Annotated in this window: 12 protein-coding genes and 2 pseudogenes; 2 read left to right on the top strand and 12 right to left on the bottom strand. The window is 63.2% G+C overall.

All coding sequences use genetic code 11. The features are described from left to right. Positions 1–51: 51 nt before the first annotated feature. The 6 genes from ACS4RS_RS05725 to ACS4RS_RS05700 form a co-directional block, all read right to left on the bottom strand. Entirely contained in the window at positions 52–552 is a 501-nt protein-coding gene (locus ACS4RS_RS05725) for a GNAT family N-acetyltransferase (protein ID WP_003570810.1), read from the bottom strand. Beyond that, positions 549–1,211 carry a tRNA (adenosine(37)-N6)-threonylcarbamoyltransferase complex dimerization subunit type 1 TsaB gene (tsaB, locus tag ACS4RS_RS05720; protein WP_449313909.1) on the bottom strand — a complete coding sequence of 221 codons (663 nt, stop codon included), beginning with the start codon at positions 1,209–1,211 and terminating at the stop codon, positions 549–551. Before tsaB ends, ACS4RS_RS05725 begins: the two co-directional genes overlap by 4 nt. A gap of 89 nt (positions 1,212–1,300) precedes the next feature. Further along, positions 1,301–1,867, bottom strand: a complete 567-nt coding sequence (locus ACS4RS_RS05715) for a NifU N-terminal domain-containing protein (protein ID WP_439008352.1) — start codon at positions 1,865–1,867, stop codon at positions 1,301–1,303. A gap of 105 nt (positions 1,868–1,972) precedes the next feature. Then, positions 1,973–2,464: a universal stress protein gene (locus ACS4RS_RS05710; RefSeq protein WP_003583845.1), complete on the bottom strand. Its 492-nt coding sequence runs from the start codon at positions 2,462–2,464 to the stop codon at positions 1,973–1,975. 85 nt (positions 2,465–2,549) lie between these two features. Continuing rightward, a complete protein-coding gene (trpS, locus tag ACS4RS_RS05705; RefSeq protein WP_439008353.1) occupies positions 2,550–3,614 on the bottom strand; it encodes a tryptophan--tRNA ligase in 1,065 nt (354 codons plus the stop codon). A 155-nt stretch (positions 3,615–3,769) separates the two neighbouring features. After that, a complete protein-coding gene (locus ACS4RS_RS05700) occupies positions 3,770–4,180 on the bottom strand; it encodes a VOC family protein (protein ID WP_439008354.1) in 411 nt (136 codons plus the stop codon). A 188-nt stretch (positions 4,181–4,368) separates the two neighbouring features. On the opposite strand from ACS4RS_RS05700, the gene ACS4RS_RS05695 reads away from it, so the two are divergent. Next, a complete protein-coding gene (locus tag ACS4RS_RS05695; protein WP_439008355.1) occupies positions 4,369–4,797 on the top strand; it encodes a YcbK family protein in 429 nt (142 codons plus the stop codon). A 150-nt stretch (positions 4,798–4,947) separates the two neighbouring features. Here ACS4RS_RS05695 and murJ read toward each other — a convergent pair whose 3' ends face one another. From murJ to mutS, 4 genes and pseudogenes are all read right to left on the bottom strand, one after another. Continuing rightward, positions 4,948–6,534 (bottom strand): murein biosynthesis integral membrane protein MurJ, encoded by a 1,587-nt coding sequence (gene murJ / locus ACS4RS_RS05690; protein WP_439008356.1) that lies wholly within the window; start codon positions 6,532–6,534, stop codon positions 4,948–4,950. A 10-nt stretch (positions 6,535–6,544) separates the two neighbouring features. After that, positions 6,545–9,378, bottom strand: a pseudogene (locus ACS4RS_RS05685) ([protein-PII] uridylyltransferase). A 179-nt stretch (positions 9,379–9,557) separates the two neighbouring features. Beyond that, positions 9,558–9,833, bottom strand: a complete 276-nt coding sequence (locus ACS4RS_RS05680) for a hypothetical protein (RefSeq protein WP_054182031.1) — start codon at positions 9,831–9,833, stop codon at positions 9,558–9,560. Between the two features lie 14 nt (positions 9,834–9,847). Further along, positions 9,848–12,573 (bottom strand): annotated as a pseudogene (mutS, locus tag ACS4RS_RS05675) (DNA mismatch repair protein MutS). Between the two features lie 113 nt (positions 12,574–12,686). Between mutS and ACS4RS_RS05670 the strand changes: the two are divergent. Then, on the top strand, positions 12,687–14,972 hold the full coding sequence (locus ACS4RS_RS05670) for a phosphate acyltransferase (protein ID WP_439008359.1): 2,286 nt from the start codon (positions 12,687–12,689) through the stop codon (positions 14,970–14,972). 126 nt (positions 14,973–15,098) lie between these two features. On the opposite strand, the gene ACS4RS_RS05665 is transcribed toward ACS4RS_RS05670, so the two are convergent. Together ACS4RS_RS05665 and ACS4RS_RS05660 are read right to left on the bottom strand one after the other, a co-directional pair. Next, entirely contained in the window at positions 15,099–15,974 is an 876-nt protein-coding gene (locus tag ACS4RS_RS05665) for a GNAT family N-acyltransferase (protein ID WP_439008360.1), read from the bottom strand. 108 nt (positions 15,975–16,082) lie between these two features. Then, complete coding sequence (locus ACS4RS_RS05660) at positions 16,083–18,362, bottom strand: ATP-binding response regulator (protein ID WP_449313908.1); 2,280 nt, start codon at positions 18,360–18,362, stop codon at positions 16,083–16,085. Positions 18,363–18,384 lie beyond the last annotated feature (22 nt).

The raw sequence follows: 18,384 nt of genomic DNA, 5'->3' as shown, positions 1-18,384 counted from the left end.
AATGCCGGACGGCGTTTGCGCCCGCCAGCATGTCATCTCTCTGTCAGGGAACTAGCGAAGAACGCGCTTCATGACAAGCGCCGTGGAGAGGGCGCCGTTTTCCTGCTTGTAATAACCCTTGCGTTCCCCGACCTTTTCGAAGCCGAGCTTGCGATAGAGGCCAAGCGCTGCCGTATTGCCGTCGTCGACCTCGAGAAACATGCTCTCGCCGCCGCGTGCGCGGGCTTCCCGCATTGCCGCCTGCATCAGCCGCCAGCCAAGGCCGGCGCGGGCGACCTTCGCCTGCACGGCGATCGTCAGGATTTCCGCCTCGCCGGCGACATGGCGGGCAAGGATGAAGCCGGGAAGCGGCTTTTTCAGGATGGCATTGGTCTGGCGCGCGACGAAGCCGAACACGGTGTCCTGCATCAGCAACCCATGAAATTCACCATCGCCCCAGGGCCGGGCAAAACGCTCACCGTGCAGGACGGCGACATCGCGGCAATCCTCGCGCTCCATGGCGATGATCTCGAATTCCGGCTTCAGCGTCAGATAGGCTTCCAGCATCGTCATACTCGTCGGGCAATCGCATACCCGGCTTGCGGCTTGGCATCGGGTCCGCGCAGATAAAGGGGCTTCGGCTTTCCGGCATCAGGGGAGGCGGCAGCACCGAGGCGCGCCACGACAGAGATCGGGAGATTGTTGGCGTGATCGCCATGCGCGCCCGCCTTCAGCAGCGGCGTCGCCGAACCGGTGATCTCGCCGTCGAAGCCTGCGGCAAAAGCCTGCGCTTGCGCAACGCTCAACGCCCGTGGCGCGTCGAGGGCCGAACCGTCCGATGAAAAGGACTGGAGGTAGATTTCGTCCCGCTTGGCGTCCATCGCGGCCAGCACGGCGCGGCCGGGCGTCTTTTCGTGCTGGGCTGATGCCATGACCTCGAGCGTGGTGACACCGACGGCGGGCACATTGAGGGAAAGCGCAAAACCGCGGGCTGCGGCAACGCCGACGCGGATACCGGTAAACGAGCCGGGGCCAATGGTGACGGCAATGCGGTCGATATCGGAAAGCGCCATATCAGCCTGATCGAGCGCGCGATCGACGATACCGATCAGATGTTCAGCATGCCCCTTGCCGATCATGTCCGATGCCTCCCCCAGCATCGTATTCCTGCCGCTGTCGTAAACGGCGGCAGCGCAGTCTACACCTGCCGTGTCGAGCGCCAGAACAATCATGCCATCAATTTCCGAAAAATCTATTGTCGCCTGATCATAAATTCGTCTGGCCGAACGACAGATGAACGGCCGGACGAACGCCAGAATTTTTAAGCGGCAATCACTTCCTGCACTTCCGGAACGAAATGACGCAGCAGGTTCTGGACGCCGTGCTTCAGGGTTGCCGTCGAAGACGGGCAGCCGGCGCAGGAACCCTTCATGTTCAGATAGACCTTGCCGTCCTTGAAGCCGCGGAAGGTGATGTCGCCGCCGTCCTGGGCAACGGCGGGGCGCACGCGGGTCTCCAGCAACTCTTTGATGGTCAGCACGATCGACTCGTCGCCTTCGTCAAAAAACTCGTCGCCGGCGTCAACGTCTTCCGAGAGAATGGAGGCGTCGCCCATGACAGGCTTGCCCGACATGAAATGCTCCATGATCGAGCCCAATATAGCCGGCTTAAGATGCTGCCATTCGGCATCGTCCTTGGAGACGGAAATGAAATCATAGCCGAAATAGACGCCGGTGACGCCCGGTATTTCGAACAGGCGGGCAGCGAGCGGCGAAGCTTCGGCTTCCTCCGCGCTGCGGAACTCGGCCGTGCCGCTTTCCATCACCACCTTGCCCGGCAGGAACTTCTGCGTGGCGGGGTTCGGCGTGGCTTCGGTCTGAATGAACATCTGGGTCTCCATGCGGCCGGCCCATGCCTCGCCGTCTTTAGAACTCTTCAAAAGAAGATAAGCCGATTGCTGGTGCCATTCAAGAGATTTTTACTCAAGAAATTATTAGCAGAGGGCGTCGATTTCTTCATTCGTCAGCGTATCCGGCAGCACGGTGACCGGGATCGGAAACGCCGCCGCGCGGCCGGCGATCGACGAGACCAGCGGTCCCGGGCCTTCCTTCGCCGAACCGGCGGCCAGAACGAGGATCGCCACATCACGGTCGTCCTCGATGACGGCGTTGATCTGTTCGGCCGCACCACCTTCGCGGATGACGATCTCCGGCTCGATGCCGATCGTCTCGCGCACGATCTGGGCGATCTTGGCAACGACCGCCTCGGCCTCCTCGCGCGCCTCGGCCCGCATGATCGCCTCGACGCCGAGCCATTGCTGGAAATCCCCGTCGGGAATGACGTAGAGCAGCACCAGTCCGCCATTGGAATTCTTCGCGCGCCGGCCGGCATAATGAACGGCGCGCTGGCATTCGGGTGTACCGTCGATCACCGCCATGAATTTGCGGCGATGACCTTCGAGCCGTGAGAGTCGCTTCGATACCATGGCGCGGACTCTGACACCCGAAGCGGAAAATTTGCAAGCCCAGTTTTTCCTCTTCTCCCCGCCGGGGGAGAAGAACAGATCACCCTCAGTAAAGGAAGCCGATCACATCGCGGACTTGGCTCATCGTCACCTCGGCGCGGGCCCTGGCCCGTTCGCCGCCCCTGCGCAGGATGGCGTCGATATGGGTGGTATCGTCCATCAGGCGGCGCATCTCGCCGGTGATCGGCGCCAGCACATGGATGGCGAGATCGACCAGCGCCGGCTTGAAGACGGAGAATTGCTGGCCGCCGAATTCGGCAAGCACCTCGGCCTTGGATTTGTCGGACAGCGCCGCATAGATCGCCACCAGATTGTCGGCTTCCGGCCGGCCTTGCAGCCCGTCCACCTCGCTCGGCAAGCCGTCCGGGTCGGTCTTTGCCTTGCGGATCTTCTTCGAGATCGCGTCCTCGTCATCCATCAGGTTGATGCGCGAGAGGTCGGAAGGGTCGGATTTCGACATTTTCTTGGTGCCGTCGCGCAACGACATGACCCGTGGCGCCGGCCCGCCGATCAGCGGCTCGACCATGGGGAAATAGGCATGCACCGGCTCGTTGCCGACGGTGATGTCGACGCCGTAGCCGGTCTTGCGAATATGCTCGGCAAAATCGAGGTTGAACTTCATCGCGATATCGCGGGCAAGTTCCAGATGCTGCTTCTGATCCTCACCAACCGGCACATGGGTGGCGCGATAGACAAGAATGTCGGCCGCCATCAGGCTCGGATAGGCGTAGAGGCCAAGCGAGGCCTGCTCGCGGTCCTTGCCGGCCTTGTCCTTGAACTGCGTCATGCGGTTCATCCAGCCGATGCGGGCGACGCAATTGAAGATCCAGGCAAGCTCGGCATGCTGCGGCACGGCCGACTGGTTGAAGACGATATGCTTTTCCGGATCGATGCCGGCGGCGATGAAGGCGGCGGCGATCGAGCGCGCCTGGCTCTGCATATCCTCATGCACGAGCTGGGCGGTGAGCGCATGCATGTCGACAACGCAATAGATGCAGTCATTGCCCTCCTGCAGCGCCACGAAGCGGCGGATCGCGCCGAGATAATTGCCGAGATGCAGATTGCCGGTCGGCTGCACGCCGGAGAATACGAGTTTCTTGAATTCGCTCATGTCGTCCTCAATAGGCTGGTGGAGGGCCTACAGCGCCGCGCGTTTTTTGAAACGCGCAAAGGACGCTGTAACATTTCAGGCTGCGCAGCAGAGCTGTTCGCCCATGTTGCTAACGCCGCGGCTTATGCACGGGCAGCCGATCGCAATCAAGAGGTTCAGCCTGCGGCATGCTGGATCAGATCGAAGCTGTTGCCATAGGGATCGGCAAACACCGCGACCGTGCCGTAAACCTCATGCCGCGGCGCTTCCGGAAAGCGCACGCCGGCTGCAAGCAGCGCGGTATGGTCGCGGGCGAAATCATCGGTCTTCAGAAAGAAGCCGACACGGCCGCCCGTCTGATTGCCGATCGCCGCCCGCTGCGTGTCGTTTGCGGCCTGCGCCAGCAGAAAGGCTGCCCCGTCTCCAGCCATGGCTCCGCCTCTGGGCTTCACCACCACCCAGCGCTTGCCCTCCGGCTGCGGCTCGTCCTGAAGGCAATCGAAACCGAGGGCGTCGCAATAGAATGCCTTGGCGCGGTCGTAGTCGTCGACGACGAGGGTGACGAGGAAAAGCGACTGGATCGTCATGTCATATCTCCTGATTGAGATGTTTATTCCCATTTGGATCGGCAATATCCGTTATTTTAAGCCAAAATGATCAAGCCGTTTACTCACAATTGAGTATAAAATTTCACAGAAAAGCTTTTATTGAACTGAAAATCCTCGGCCGCGCAGGCGCGACCCCATGGCCGCCCTGTCAACCGCCAGGAGGAACCATGCAGAACGCCAGTTTGCTCGCCATGGCAGGCCTTTTCGCCTTACAATCCGCAACCAGCGCCGTCGGTCAAGACAGCAAGCGGCCGGCCATTGATCTTCCCAAGCAGGAGGCACGCCTTGCCTACACGGTCCAGACCGTCAGCGTCCACGCCGGCTGTTTTCCCGCGCGTCTTCGGGCGGTGCTATCGCATATCGCCGCAAAAACCGGACGTCGGCCGATGATCACCTCCGGCCTCAGGGCGCATCCCCGCCGCCATGGCTCCCTGCATGGAAAATGCCTGGCGGCCGATATCAGGATGCCGGGCCTGTCGGAACGCACCATCATCGCCGCCGCCAGAAGCGCGCCCGGCATTGGCGGCATCGGCACCTATTGCAACGGCATCGTCCATGTCGATGTCGGGCCGCAGAGGCGATGGGTCGATTGTTGAAGCAATCCAGGAGAGTGCCGCTCGGCCTTGCAAATGGCTGTCCGGTTTTGTGCGGGCGAAGACCCTCCTCACAAGGGGGAGGGGTCTTGGATAGTGGCTCGACCCCGGTCGGTGGCGGCAGCCGGATGAGGGCTGCTCTCGGCAATCTCTCTAGCCTTGTGCATCCTCTGCTGCCGCCGGCTTGCGGTTCAGATTGCGGCGGATCATGCCGAGATCGGCCCCGCCGATCAGGAAGGCGGCGGTGAAATAGACCAGCATGGAAATCGCGATCAGCAGTCCCAGCGTGCCGATCTTGGTCAGAAGCGGCGCGCCTGATGCAAGCCAGGGTGCGAAATACTGCTTGAGGAAGACGATGGCCGCGCCCATGATCGCCGCCGCGACGATCAGCAGGGCGGTGCGTTTTGCCAGCGCCCATTCCCATGTCAGATGGCCGCGGCGCAACAGCGTGGTGAACAGCAGCACGGTGCTGATCCAGCCGGCGGTGGCTTCGGCAACGGCGATGCCGGGCGCGCCCATAAAGGGAAAGAGGGTGAGCGCCGTGGCGCAGTTGGTCGCAACCGCGACCGCCGAGAAGCGCATCGGCGTCTTGGTGTCCTCGCGCGCGTAGAAGCCCGGCTGCAGCGCCTTGATCAGCACGAAGGCCGGCAAGCCGATGCCGTAGATCGCCAGGATCGCGCCGACGACGGCGGTGTTTTCCTGATGGAAGGCGCCGCGCTCGTAGAGCACGCGGATGATCTCGTCGGAGAGGATCCACAGCGCGAAGGCGGCGGGGATCGTCATGAACAGCACGAATTCGATCGAGCGGTTCTGCAGGTTTCCGGCTTCGCGCAGGTTGCCGCCCTTCAGCGCCCGGGCAAGTTCCGGCAGCAACACCACGCCGACGGCGACGCCGACGACGCCGAGCGGCAGCTGATAGATCCGGTCGGCATATTGCAGGGCTGCGATCGCGCCGTCGCGGGAGGAGGCGATTGCCTGGCCGATCAACTGGTTGATCTGGGTGATGCCGCCGGTCACCGCGGCCGGCACCGCAAGGATCAGCAGCCGCTTGACGTTCGGCGTCATCTTCGGGAAGCGGAAACCGATGCTCATGCCCGCCGCAAGCACGCCGATATAGACGACCGCGAGCTGCAGCACGCCGGCGGCAAGAACACCCCACGAGAGATACCAGGCCGTCGCCAGCGGATCGGCGCCGGTATAGAGCGCATAAAATAGCGCCCCGATCATCACCACGTTGAGGAAAACCGGCGCGATGGCGGCGGCGAAGAAATGATGCAGCGAATTCAGCATGCCGCTCATCATCGCCGTCAGCGACATGCACATCAGATAGGGAAACATCACCGCCGCCATGCGGATGGTGATCGAGAACTTGTCGGGATCGTCGGCAAAACCCGGCGCGATGACGAAACGCACCAAAAGCGGCATGGCGAGCTCCATCACGATGGTGATGAGCAGCAGCACCGAAAACAGCACGCCGAAGACTTCCTCCGAAAAACGCTTGGCGCCTTCCGTGCCGTTCACCTCGATCTCCTTGGCAAACAGCGGTACGAAGGCGGCGTTGAAGGCGCCCTCGGCAAACAGCCGGCGAAACAGGTTCGGGAAGCGGAAGGCGGCGTAGAAGACGTCGGCCATCGGACCGGTGCCGAGTGCAGCCGCCATCAGTGTTTCGCGGGCGAAGCCGAAGATGCGGCTGCCGAGGGTGGCGCCGCCGACGGTTGCGAATTTCTTGACCAGACTCATGCTTGGGGGCTCATGCGGGGGAATCGGCTTTCTTTTCGGTTGACGGCGATGTCCGGGCGGTGGCGGCGGGCGCGATGATGCCGGAGGGCATGCGCTCGCGCAGTTCGTCTTCCTCCTCGGCCATGACGGCCTTCAATCGGGCGGTGATGTTGGCGCGCTTGCTGTCGCCGGATATTTTCTGGCCGACCAGGTCGGTGACGTAGAAGGTGTCGATCACCTTCTCGCCGAAGGTGGTGATGCGGGCCGACTGGATGTCGAGCGACAGATCGGAGAGCACGGCGGTGATCTCAGACAAGAGGCCCGGCCGGTCGAGGCATTCGACCTCGATGACCGTGAACTTGTTCGACAGACTGTTGGTGATGTTGACCGACGGCGGAATGACGAAGGCCTTGCTCTTCTTGCGATGGCGCGCCCGTGTGGCAATGACCTCGGGCAGCCGCTTGCGGCCGGACAGCACGTCCTCGATCATCCGTCCGATCGTCGCGGCCCGGCGAAGCTCGTCGGCATCGTCGGTAAATTCGCGGCTGACATGGATGGTGTCGAGCGCCCGACCGTCCGACGTCGTGAAGATCTGCGCGTCGACGATGTTGGCGCCGGCCGCAGCACAGGCGCCGGCGATAACGGCAAGCAGGCGCGGATGGTCGGGTGACAGCACGGTGATTTCGGTGATCGCGTGGAAACTGTCGGTGCGCACCGTGGTGGCGAGCGCCTGGCCGGCTTTGTCGGCCTGGCGAATGAAATGGGCGTGGCGGATCTGGTCTTCCAGCGGCACCGAGAGCAGATAGGGCTGGTAGTGCAGCTTGGTATAGGTGTTGCGGTCCTTCTGGCTCCAGTCGGCAAGCGCGGCATGCAGCGCCTCGGCGGCGGCATTGGCGCGCTCCTTGCGGGAGACTTCCGAAAAACCGCCGGCCAGCAGCAGCTCGGTTTCATAATAGAGCGTTCGCAGAAGCTGGCCTTTCCAGCCGTTCCAGACCCCGGGGCCGACGGCGCGGATATCGCAGATCGTCAGGATCAACAGCAACTTCAGCCGGTCGAGCGACTGCACCCGCTCGGCGAAATCGGTGATCGTTTTGCGGTCGGTGAGGTCGCGGGTCTGCGCCACCATCGACATCGTCAGATGTTCCTCGATCAGCCAGACGACGATTTCCGTCTGCTTCTGCGACAGGCCGAAGCGGTTACAGAGCTTGCGGGCGATGCGGGCGCCGGCGATCGAATGATCCTCCTGGCGGCCCTTGGCGATGTCGTGCAGGAGAACCGCGACATAAAGCGCCTCGCGGTCTTCGATACCTGAGAACAGCTTGTTGGCGAGCGGATGCAGATCCTCGGCGCGCGCCTGATCGATCTCGGAGAGCACGTCGACAGTGCGGATCAGATGTTCGTCGACCGTATAGTGGTGATACATGTTGAACTGCATCATCGCGACGATCTTGCCGAATTCGGGGATGAAGCGGCCAAGCACGCCGGCCTCGTTCATCCGCCGCAGGATCAGCGCCGGATCGCGCTTCGACGTCAGGATTGACATGAACAGCCGGTTCGCCTCGTCGTTTTCCCTGAGCCGGTTGTCGATCAGGGCAAGCGAACGGGTGACGCGCTTCAGCGCGTCCGGGTGGAATTCCAGCCCGTTGATGTCGGCGACGTGGAAGAGCCGGAGGATACTGACGGGATCGCGCTTGAACACGTCGGCATCGGCAAGTGCGATGCGGCCGCGGTCTTCGACGAATTCGACGCTGCCGGCGATCTTGCGGTTGCGATGGGTGAAGCGGCTGATGACGCCGGTAAGACCGGGGATCGACTTCGCCTGCTGGTCTTCCAGCGCAGCGCAGAGGATACGGGTGAGATCGCCGACATCCTTGGCGACGAGGAAATAGTGCTTCATGAAGCGTTCGACGGCCGAAAGGCCGGGGCGGGTGTGATAGCCGAAGGCTTCGGCGATCTCGCGCTGGATGTCGAAGGACAGGCGCTCCTCGGCCTTGCCGGTCAGGAAATGCATATGGCAGCGCACCGCCCAGAGAAAATCGTCGGCTTTCTCGAGCAGACGGTATTCGTGCTTTGACAAGACGCCGAGCTTGACCAGCTCGGCCTGATCGCGCACGTGATAATAATATTTCGAGATCCAGAACAGCGTGTGCAGGTCGCGAAGCCCGCCCTTGCCTTCCTTGACGTTCGGTTCGACGAGATAGCGCGTATCGCCTGCCTTGCGGTGGCGCTCGTCGCGCTCGGCAAGCTTGGCGGCGATGAACTCAGGGCCGGTGCCGGTGACGATTTCCTTGTCGAAGCGGGTCTCGAGCTCGGTTTCCAGCCGCTGCAGGCCGCAGATGTAGCGCATCTCCAGTATGGCGGTGCGGATCGTCATGTCGGACTTGGAAAGCGCGATGCATTCCTCCACCGTGCGGGTGGCGTGGCCGACCTTGAAGCCCATGTCCCAGAGCACGTAGAGCATGAATTCGACGGCCTTGTGCGTCTCCTCAGCCGGCCGCGGCGGGAAGAGGAAGAGCAGGTCGATATCCGAGCCGGGCGCCAGCGTGTCGCGGCCGTAGCCGCCGACGGCGGTGACCGCGAACTTGTCCTTCTGCTGCGGAAAGATATGGGCGGTGGCGAAATTGTAGAGGACGGTGATGATCTGGTCCTGCAGCCAGGAAATCCTGTAGGCGCAATTCAGCCCGCCGCCGTCGGCCATCAGTGCGGCCTGCGCCTTCTGCCGGCCTTCCGTGCTTGCTTTTTCAGGACCGCCAGCAGGTCGGCGCGCAGCACGTCGGGCCGGTTGCGGTTGGCCTCGGCAACGGCGTCGCACTGCTTCTGCAAAAGCTCGACGTCGAGGATATGGGAAAAATCAAGCTCGCGCATCGCTGTCGCCGGGGCGGTTTCCTTTTCATGCCGGGCGGCCGGATCCGGGCTCGCCTCGTGTTTCGTCCGCATGCGCTATAACCCCTTTATCGGGCGATTGACACGGGCCCTCATACTGCAAGAACCTTTAAATTTGGCGAAATGGTGTTGGTAAGCCGCGCGACGGCTTTCCTGAAAACTCAGGTGGTGGCCCGCGCATTGAGCAAATGCAGCACCTGCCGCGTCTCTCTCATGATCTCTTCAAGCGACTGCCGGTCACACTCGCGATAGCCGGCCTTGGCGATCGACGTCCCGAGTTCCGAGATCATAGCGCAGCAGCGGGTAATTTTCAGCATGCCGATCGGCGACGTCCAGCCGCGCGCATTGCGGTCGGCGTCGGCGCGCCGCATCGTGTCGAGCATGGAGCAGATGAGCGAGAGGCGCTCCGTTTCGCGAATCAGCTTTTCCATGAACATCGCGTGCTGCTGCCCTATTTCAATTTTTTCTTGAGGTCGTAAAGCGCGTCCATTGCCTCGCGCGGCGTCATGTCGTCAAGGCTCATCGCCTTCAGCATCTCCTCGACCTTGGACGGTCCGCGGGCCATGTCCTCGCGGCGCACCGCCACCTGGAAGAGCGGCAGGTCGTCGATCAGCTGGCTCGCCGGGTTCTTGCGGTCGGCATCCTCCAGGCGGGTGAGCACATCGCGGGCCCGCGTTACGACCGAGGCCGGAAGCCCGGCAAGGCGCGCGACCTGAATGCCGTAGGAGCGGTCGGCTGCACCCGGCCCGACCTCATGCAGGAAGATGACGTCGCCGTCCCACTCCTTGACGCGCATTGTCGCGTTCGATAGCCGGCCAAGCTTTTCCGAAAGCACGGTCAGCTCGTGGAAATGCGTGGCGAAGAGGCCGCGGCAGCGGTTGGCCTCGTGTAGATGCTCGACGGAGGCCCAGGCGATCGACAGGCCGTCGAAGGTGGCTGTGCCGCGGCCAATCTCGTCGAGGATGACGAGCGAACGGTCGCTCGCCTGGTTGAGGATCGCAGCGGTCTCGACCATCTCGACCATGAAGGTGGAGCGCCCGCGCGCTAGGTCGTCGGAGGCGCCGACGCGCGAGAAAAGCCGGTCGACGATGCCGATATGGGCCGAGGTCGCCGGCACGAAGGAGCCCATCTGCGCCAGGATTGCTATCAGCGCGTTCTGCCGCAGGAAGGTCGATTTGCCGCCCATGTTCGGGCCGGTCAAGAGCCAGATCGCGCCGTCCTTGTCGCCTGCTTTCGGCGAGAGATCGCAATTGTTGGCGACGAAGGGGCCGCCCGCCTGCCGCCGCAGCGCCTGCTCGACGACCGGATGGCGACCGCCTTCGATGGCAAACATCTTCGAGCCATCGACCTGCGGACGGCAATAGGCCTGCTCCTCGGCGAGAAGCGCCAAGCCCGCGGCAACGTCGATGACGGCAAGCGCCCTTGCGCCGGATTTGATCGCCTCGGCTTCTTTAACCACGGCCGCCGTCATCTTCTCGAAAGCGGCGAGCTCGATCGTCAGCGCCCGATCGGCGGCATTGGCGATGCGGCTTTCGAGATCGGCAAGTTCGGTGGTGGCGAAGCGCATCGCGCTCGCCATCGTCTGGCGGTGGATGAAACGCGCTTTGGCTTCGGCCGTGTCCGTCATCGGGGAGGCATTGCCGGCGGTCACCTCGATGAAATAGCCGAGGATGTTGTTGTGCTTGATCTTCAGCGACCGGATGCCGGTCTCTTCGGCATATTGCAGTTGCAGACCGGCGATCACCCGGCGCGACTGGTCGCGTAGCGCCCGGACCTCGTCGAGCTCGGCGCTGGCGCCGTCGCGCAGGAAGCCGCCATCACGCTTCAGCAGCGGCAATTCGTCGGCAAGCGTCTCGGCCAGCAGAGTCTCGAGCGCTGCGGGAAGCGCCTGCAGCCCGGACAGCGCTTGGCCAAGCTCTTCCGGCAACATTGCACTTGCGAGCATGGCTGCCACGTCGTTCGCCGCTTGCAGACCCTGGCGGATGGCTGAGAGATCGCGCGGGCCGCCGCGGTCGAGCGCCAGACGCGATAGCGCCCGCGGCATGTCGGGCACATGTTTCAGCGTGTCGCGCAGATTGCCGCAAAGCGAGGGCTCGTCGATCAAAAAGCCGATCGAATCGAGCCGCGCATTGATGCGGGCGGGGTCTGTCAGCGGCGACATCAGCCGCTCGGCCAGAAGCCGCGCGCCGCCGCCGGTGACGGTGCGGTCGATCGCTTTCAGCAATGAGCCGTTGCGGTCGCCCGACAGCGTGCGGGCCAGTTCCAGATTGGCGCGGGTGGCGGGATCGATGAACAGCGTCGAGGCCGCACTTTCCCGCTCTGGCTTTCCAAGCGGCGGTCGCTCGGCAATCTGGGTCTTCTCGACATAGGCGACGGCGGCCGCCGCCGCCGCCAACTCGGCGCGCGAGAAGGTGCCGAAGCCGTCGAGCGTTGCGACACCGAAATACCGCGCGATCCGGCCCTCGGCGCTGGCGCTGTCGAAGAGAACGGAAGGCTGCGGCACCGCCGTGCGGCCGAGCACGTCGAAGACCGGCTTGAGTTCCGGGTCGTGGAACATCGTCTCGGGCAGGATCAGTTCGCGCGGATCAATGCGCAGGATATCGGCAAGCAGCCGCGAGGCTTCGGTTTCGGCCAGCCGGAAGACGCCGGTGGAAATATCGATCCAGGCAAGCGCCAGCAAGGTTCGGCGCCGCCGCGAATGCGGGTCAACGCCATCAGATAGTTGGATTCCGAGGGCGAAAGCAGCTTTTCCTCGGTGATCGTACCCGGCGTGACCAAGCGAACGACATCGCGTTTGACGACGGATTTGCCGCCGCGTTTTTTCGCTTCGGCCGGATCCTCGATCTGCTCGCAGACGGCGACGCGGAAACCGAGCGAGATCAGTTTCTGCAGGTAATCGTCGGCAGCATGCACCGGAACGCCGCACATCGGGATATCCTGGCCCATGTGCTGGCCGCGCTTCGTCAGCGTGATGCCGAGCGCCCGGGAGGCTTCCAGCGCATCCTCGAAAAACAGCTCGTAGAAATCGCCCATGCGATAGAAGAGCAGCGAACCCGGATTGTTCGCCTTGATCTCGATATATTGCTCCATCATCGGCGTCGCCGAGGCACGGCTTTCCGCCGTGGCAAGCTCGGCAGCCGAAAAGGCTTCATTCTCTGTGTCTATTCGTGCGTTCACGGAGGTGCAGTTTTTCCCAAAAAAACAGGTGCCAACCCTATCCGCGCGCCGCTATAGATGACAACAGCATTTGAGGAAGAGCGAAGCGTCGCCCACAGGACGTTGGAGGATTTATGCCCGATATCGATAAGAAGGACCGGCCGGCGACTTCAGTTACCGACCAGGAGGCGCTCGATTTTCACGCCACGGGCCGGCCCGGCAAACTGGAAGTCGTCCCGACCAAGCCGATGGCAACGCAGCGCGACCTGTCGCTTGCCTATTCGCCGGGTGTGGCCGTGCCCGTCAAGGCGATCGCCGCCGATCCGCAGACAGCCTATGATTACACCGCCCGCGGCAACATGGTCGCCGTCATTTCCAACGGCACGGCGATCCTCGGTCTCGGCAATCTCGGCGCTCTGGCGTCCAAGCCCGTCATGGAAGGCAAGGCGGTGCTGTTCAAGCGCTTCGCCGACGTCGATTCGATCGACCTTGAAATCGATACGGAAAATGTCGACGAGTTCATTAACTGCGTGCGCTTCCTCGGTCCCTCCTTCGGCGGCATCAATCTCGAGGATATCAAGGCGCCGGATTGTTTCGTCATCGAAAGCCGGCTGCGCGAGCTGATGGACATTCCCGTCTTCCACGACGACCAGCACGGAACGGCGATCATCGCCGCCGCCGGCCTGATCAACGCGCTGGAACTGACCGGCCGCGACCTGAAGACGACCAAGCTCGTCTGCAACGGCGCCGGTGCTGCGGCGATCGCCTGCATCGAGCTCATCAAGGCGATGGGCTTTGCGCCGGAGAATATCATCCTTTGCGACACCAAGGGCGTCATCTACCAGGGTCGCACCGAGGGCATGAACCAGTGGAAATCGGCGCATGCGGCAAAGACCGATACGCGCACGCTTGAGGAGGCGATGGACGGCGCTGACGTGGTTTTCGGCCTGTCGCAGAAGGGCGCCTTCTCGGCCGAGATGATCCGCTCGATGGCGGATCGGCCGATCATCTTCGCCATGGCCAATCCCGATCCCGAAATCACCCCGGAAGAGGTGGCCCGCATCCGCGACGACGCCATCATGGCGACCGGCCGCTCGGACTACCCGAACCAGGTCAACAACGTCCTCGGCTTTCCCTATATCTTCCGCGGCGCCCTCGACGTCCGCGCCTCCACAATCAACGACGCGATGAAGATCGCCGCCGTCAAGGCGCTGGCAAATCTTGCCCGCGAGGATGTGCCGGATGACGTGGTGGCCGCCTATCAGGGCAACCGGCCGCGCTTCGGCTCGCAATACATCATCCCGGTTCCTTTCGATCCGCGGCTGATCTCGGCGATCCCGGTCGCGGTCGCGGAAGCGGCGATCGAAACCGGCGTCGCCCGCAAGGTCATCACCGACATGGCGGGTTATGCCCGCGAGCTTTCGGCGCGCCGCGATCCGATCGCCTCGACGCTCGCCAGCCTCTACGAGCGGGTGCGCCGCCGCCCGAAGCGGATCGTCTTTGCCGAGGCCGAGGAAGAACAGGTCCTGCGCGCGGCGCTCTCCTACGCCAACCAGCAGCTCGGCACCGCCATCCTGCTCGGCCGCGAGGACCTGATCCGATCGACGGCCGAACGCGCCGGCATCGATCTCAACCGGCCGGGGCTGGAAATCGTCAATGCCCGTATTTCCACTCGGGTCGAGGCCTATATCGACTATCTCTATGCCAGGCTGCAGCGGCACGGTTATCTCCACCGCGACGTCCAGCGGCTGATCCACAATGACCGCAATCACTTTGCCGCCACCATGGTGGCGCTCGGCGATGCCGACGGCATGGTGACGGGCATCACCCGCAATTATTCGACAGCGCTCGAGGACGTGCGCCGCTGCATCGACGAGAAGCCCGGCCACCGCATCATCGGCGTATCGCTTGCGCTCTGCCGCGGCCGCACGGTCTTCGTTGCCGATACCGCAGTGCACGACATGCCGACGGCCGAACAGCTTGCCGATATTGCCGAAGAGGCCGCCGGTCTGGCACGGCGCATGGGCTATCCGCCGCGTGTCGCCATGCTTGCCTATTCCACCTTCGGACACCCCTCCGGCGAACGCTCGGAGCGGGTGCGCGAGGCGGTGAAGATCCTCGACAAGCGCCGCGTCGATTTCGAATATGACGGTGAGATGGCCGCCGATGTGGCGCTGAACCGCAAGGTGATGGAGCAATATCCCTTCTGCCGCCTCTCGGGTCCCGCCAACGTCCTTGTTATGCCGGCTTTCCACTCGGCCTCGATCTCGACCAAGATGCTGCAGGAACTCGGCGGCTCCACGGTAATCGGCCCGATCCTCGTTGGTGTCGACAAATCGGTGCAGATCACCTCGATGGGCGCCAAGGACAGCGACATCGTCAATATGGCGGCGATCGCCGCCTATGGCGCGGGTTCGTAACTTTCCGGAATTCAGTGCCTGGCCGGCGGCACGTCGGCCAAGCACTTATGCGGCTATGCAATAGCTGCGGGAGTGCACATTTTCTTGGTGGTGCACGACGCTTCAGACGTTTCACCGCAAAGGGCGTTAGCTCGCGAAGCGGCCGGCGTCGGCGCCATAATAGTTGAGGTAGCGGTCGGAAATGCTGGAAATCGGCAGCACGATCAGCACGTCGGTTGTGTTGAAGGCGTGATCGACGACGGCGCTGGAGCCGACCATCGCGCCGAGGCGCATATAACCCTTGATCAACGGCGGCAGCGCCATCAGCGCCCGCTTCGGGTTGACGGCCTCGATCGGCATCAGGTCCATGTTGCGAGCGAGATGCGGCAATGCGCTGACGGCCCATTCGTTCTTCGCCAGCACATTGTGGTAGAGGAAAGACAGTGCCAGCGCATGGCTTTCCAGATAGACGCCGGGGAAGGAGGCGCAGCCGAACATGGCGCTGACGCCATGCTTCAGCGCATAGGCCCAGTTGCCCTGCCAAAGAAGCTCGACGGTGCGTTTGCTGCGGTATTCGGGCAGCACGCATGAACGGCCGAGTTCCATGAAGCGCTTGTCTGGATGTTTGGCAAGGAGCCCCTCGATCCCGAATTCGGAAGCCGAGTAAAAACCGCCATTGGCCATGGCGACATCTTGGCGCAGCAGCCGGTAGGTGCCGACGATCTGGTCTTCCGGGTCACCCTCGATCGTGCGGTCGAGAACGAGAAGATGGTCGCAGAAGGCGTCGTAAGCATCGACATCGCGCTGACGGCGCATGGCGTCCAGCGGCAGTTGCGCCTTCATCTCGTCGACGAAAACGCGGTAGCGCACGGCCTGGGCGGCATCGATCTCGCGCGCCGTGCGGGCAAGGCGGGTTTCCAGATTGCCGATGCGACCGAGGATGTCGCCGTCCTTCCGCGCAGCCGCCGTCGAGGGCGGTGCAGCCTCGGTGGTGTCACGATTCAGGATGTCGATGGCGGACATGGCGATTCTCCCGTTGCCGGCTTATCGACGCCATAAAACACTTCTCTGCGACAAGAAAGTGACATATTGAATTTCTGAACGCAACAAGCATGCCGGCCCCGTGACACGTTATCGCGCCTCTGCGCGGCGGGCGGAAAGTGCCACGACCGCCTGAACTTCGGTCAGCAGCCGCACGGGATCGACCGGCTTTTCCATCACCCGGTTGGCGCCGTTCAGCAACACCTGGCGGCGGGATTCGTCGCTCTTGTCGGCGGTCAGCACAATCACCGGCACCGAAGCCAGATCGAGCCGTCTTTCGTGGCCGCGCAGGCGTCCGAGCATGTCGATGCCGTTCCCGCCGGGCATCGACAGGTCGCTGATGATAATATCGGGCCGGGCATTCGCCTCGCAAAGGGCGCAATCAAGCAGCGCCTCGAAATCCTCGACATGGCGCACCTTATGCCCGCCCTTTTCCAACACGACGCGTACTAGCATGGCGTTGATCGGATCGTCCTCGCCAAGCAGGATGTTGAGCCCGCTTGCCGGAACCATCGTCTCCGCCACCGACAGGCCGAAACCCGGCTGATTGTCGTTCAGCGCGTCGCGCTTCTCCATGCCGCGCATGCGCCCGCGCAGCACGTCGATAAGCGACTGTTCGCGCAGCGGCCGGATGAGCCAGGCATCGAAGAGGTCGAGCGGATGGGCGCTGCGCTCTTCCGGATTGACGAGCAGGACCTTGCGCAGGCCAAGGGCGGCGATTTCGGCGCGATCGGCAAGATGGGCGGCAAATTCCGCCGACATGCGATGATCGATGATGATATCGGTCGGCCGCTTTCCGCTATTTGCCAAGCCGAGCAGCGTTGCCCGCGCGCTCTCGCCGTCGGCGACGAGATGGCAGAGGCCGCCGAGCGCGGTGATCGTCTCGGCGATGGCGGTGCGCGCAGCACCCGCCGGCGCCAGGAGCACGACGCTGTTGCCGGCAAGCAGCGTGTTTCGCCGGTCAGGGCGCTCGCTGCCGATATCGACAGGGAAGCGGATGGTGAATTCGCTGCCTCTGCCCTTTTCGCTGGCAACCGTAAGTGCGCCGTTGAATTCGCGCATGATGCGGGCGGAGATGGCAAGGCCGAGCCCGGTGCCGCTGCTCCTCTCGGTAACGGTCCCGCCCTGCTCGAATTCGCCGAAGACGCGCGCCTGTTCCTCCGCCGTCATGCCGGGGCCGCTATCGGTGACAGTGATCGACAGGTCGTCCGCATCGAGCGACACGCGAATGAAGACGCCGCCGACCTGGGTGAACTTCACCGCATTGCCGATGACGTTGAACAGAACCTGGCGCAGCCGCGCCGGGTCGAAGTTCATATTTTCCGGCACGTCTGAAGATACCGTGGCGCCGATCTCGATGCCCTTTTCATGCGCCCGGTGGGCGAGCATCTCGACAACGCTTTCCAGGAGCTTGCGCAGCGATTCCGAGCGCGGGTGCAGCGCGAAGCGGCCGACCTCGATGGTAGAAAAATCGAGCAGATCCTCGACGAGCTGCGTCAGCGCGTGGCCGGACTGGCGTATATTGGCGAGATAGTCCTGCTGCTCCTGCGTCAGCCGCGTCTCGGCGAGCAGATGCGTCATGCCGAGGAGGCCGGAAAGCGGCGTGCGCACCTCGTGGCTGACGGTGGCAAGCAGTCTCGATTTGGCGGCGCTGTTATATTCTGCCTTCTGGCGGGCCTCCTCGCGGCCCTGCGCGATCAACCGCTCGTCGGTCACATCACGCGCCACGCTCTGCAGCAGCAGCCGGCCGTTCGCCGGGTCGCGGGTAACGACATCGCGCCAGAGAAAGATGCGCTGGCCGTCCGGCGTCGAGATCTCGACGTCGAAGCAGTGCGGTATCAGGCCGGGGCGGAAGGCAAGCCCGATCTCTTCGCAGCTCCGTCCTTCCGGACGCAGCCGCCCGGTCAGGCGGCGAAACGTATCGTTGGCGGAAATGATGCGCCGGTCCATGCTGCGGCTGACGGTGATATCGCCGAGCACGTCGTGGACGTCTGCGAACAGCTTGGCGCCATCATTCCAATCCGGCAGGGATTTGCCGCCGCTGGGGGGCCTGCGCCGCCGAACCATCAGGATGGCATAGCTGGCGATGACGGCAAGGCCGAGAACGACAAGACCGCCTGAAAGCAGCAGTGGATCGCCAGCATGGGCAAGCAGCGTCAGGATCATCGCAGCAAGCAGGCCAGCCCCGCCAAGCCAGCAGACCAGCAGGCGCCGTGTCGCTGCAGGCCCCACCTTGGCGTCATTGGCCGCCTGAGGAGCCGATGTGCCGGGTCGCGAGAAGACGTCCGCCATCCGCTCTTCACGCGGCTTGGCGGCGGGTCCGCCGAAGGCGGCGGACAATCTTTCCTGCAACTGTCCCAGATTCTGCATGCTATCTGGCTAACATGAGGCC

Source organism: Rhizobium sp. F40D2, from assembly GCF_051810745.2.
Classification (GTDB): domain Bacteria; phylum Pseudomonadota; class Alphaproteobacteria; order Rhizobiales; family Rhizobiaceae; genus Rhizobium.
Note: the sequence above shows the minus strand (reverse complement) of the source record. Positions and strands in the feature narration are given on the sequence as shown.

Excerpts from the sequence above, each read along its gene's own strand:
- ACS4RS_RS05725 (WP_003570810.1), bottom strand. The coding sequence starts at position 552 with ATGACGATGCTGGAAGCCTATCTGACGCTGAAGCCGGAATTCGAGATC.
- tsaB (WP_449313909.1), bottom strand. The coding sequence starts at position 1,211 with ATGATTGTTCTGGCGCTCGACACGGCAGGTGTAGACTGCGCTGCCGCC.
- ACS4RS_RS05715 (WP_439008352.1), bottom strand. The coding sequence starts at position 1,867 with ATGTTCATTCAGACCGAAGCCACGCCGAACCCCGCCACGCAGAAGTTC.
- ACS4RS_RS05710 (WP_003583845.1), bottom strand. The coding sequence starts at position 2,464 with ATGGTATCGAAGCGACTCTCACGGCTCGAAGGTCATCGCCGCAAATTC.
- trpS (WP_439008353.1), bottom strand. The coding sequence starts at position 3,614 with ATGAGCGAATTCAAGAAACTCGTATTCTCCGGCGTGCAGCCGACCGGC.
- ACS4RS_RS05700 (WP_439008354.1), bottom strand. The coding sequence starts at position 4,180 with ATGACGATCCAGTCGCTTTTCCTCGTCACCCTCGTCGTCGACGACTAC.
- ACS4RS_RS05695 (WP_439008355.1), top strand. The coding sequence starts at position 4,369 with ATGCAGAACGCCAGTTTGCTCGCCATGGCAGGCCTTTTCGCCTTACAA.
- murJ (WP_439008356.1), bottom strand. The coding sequence starts at position 6,534 with ATGAGTCTGGTCAAGAAATTCGCAACCGTCGGCGGCGCCACCCTCGGC.
- ACS4RS_RS05680 (WP_054182031.1), bottom strand. The coding sequence starts at position 9,833 with ATGTTCATGGAAAAGCTGATTCGCGAAACGGAGCGCCTCTCGCTCATC.
- ACS4RS_RS05670 (WP_439008359.1), top strand. The coding sequence starts at position 12,687 with ATGCCCGATATCGATAAGAAGGACCGGCCGGCGACTTCAGTTACCGAC.
- ACS4RS_RS05665 (WP_439008360.1), bottom strand. The coding sequence starts at position 15,974 with ATGTCCGCCATCGACATCCTGAATCGTGACACCACCGAGGCTGCACCG.
- ACS4RS_RS05660 (WP_449313908.1), bottom strand. The coding sequence starts at position 18,362 with ATGCAGAATCTGGGACAGTTGCAGGAAAGATTGTCCGCCGCCTTCGGC.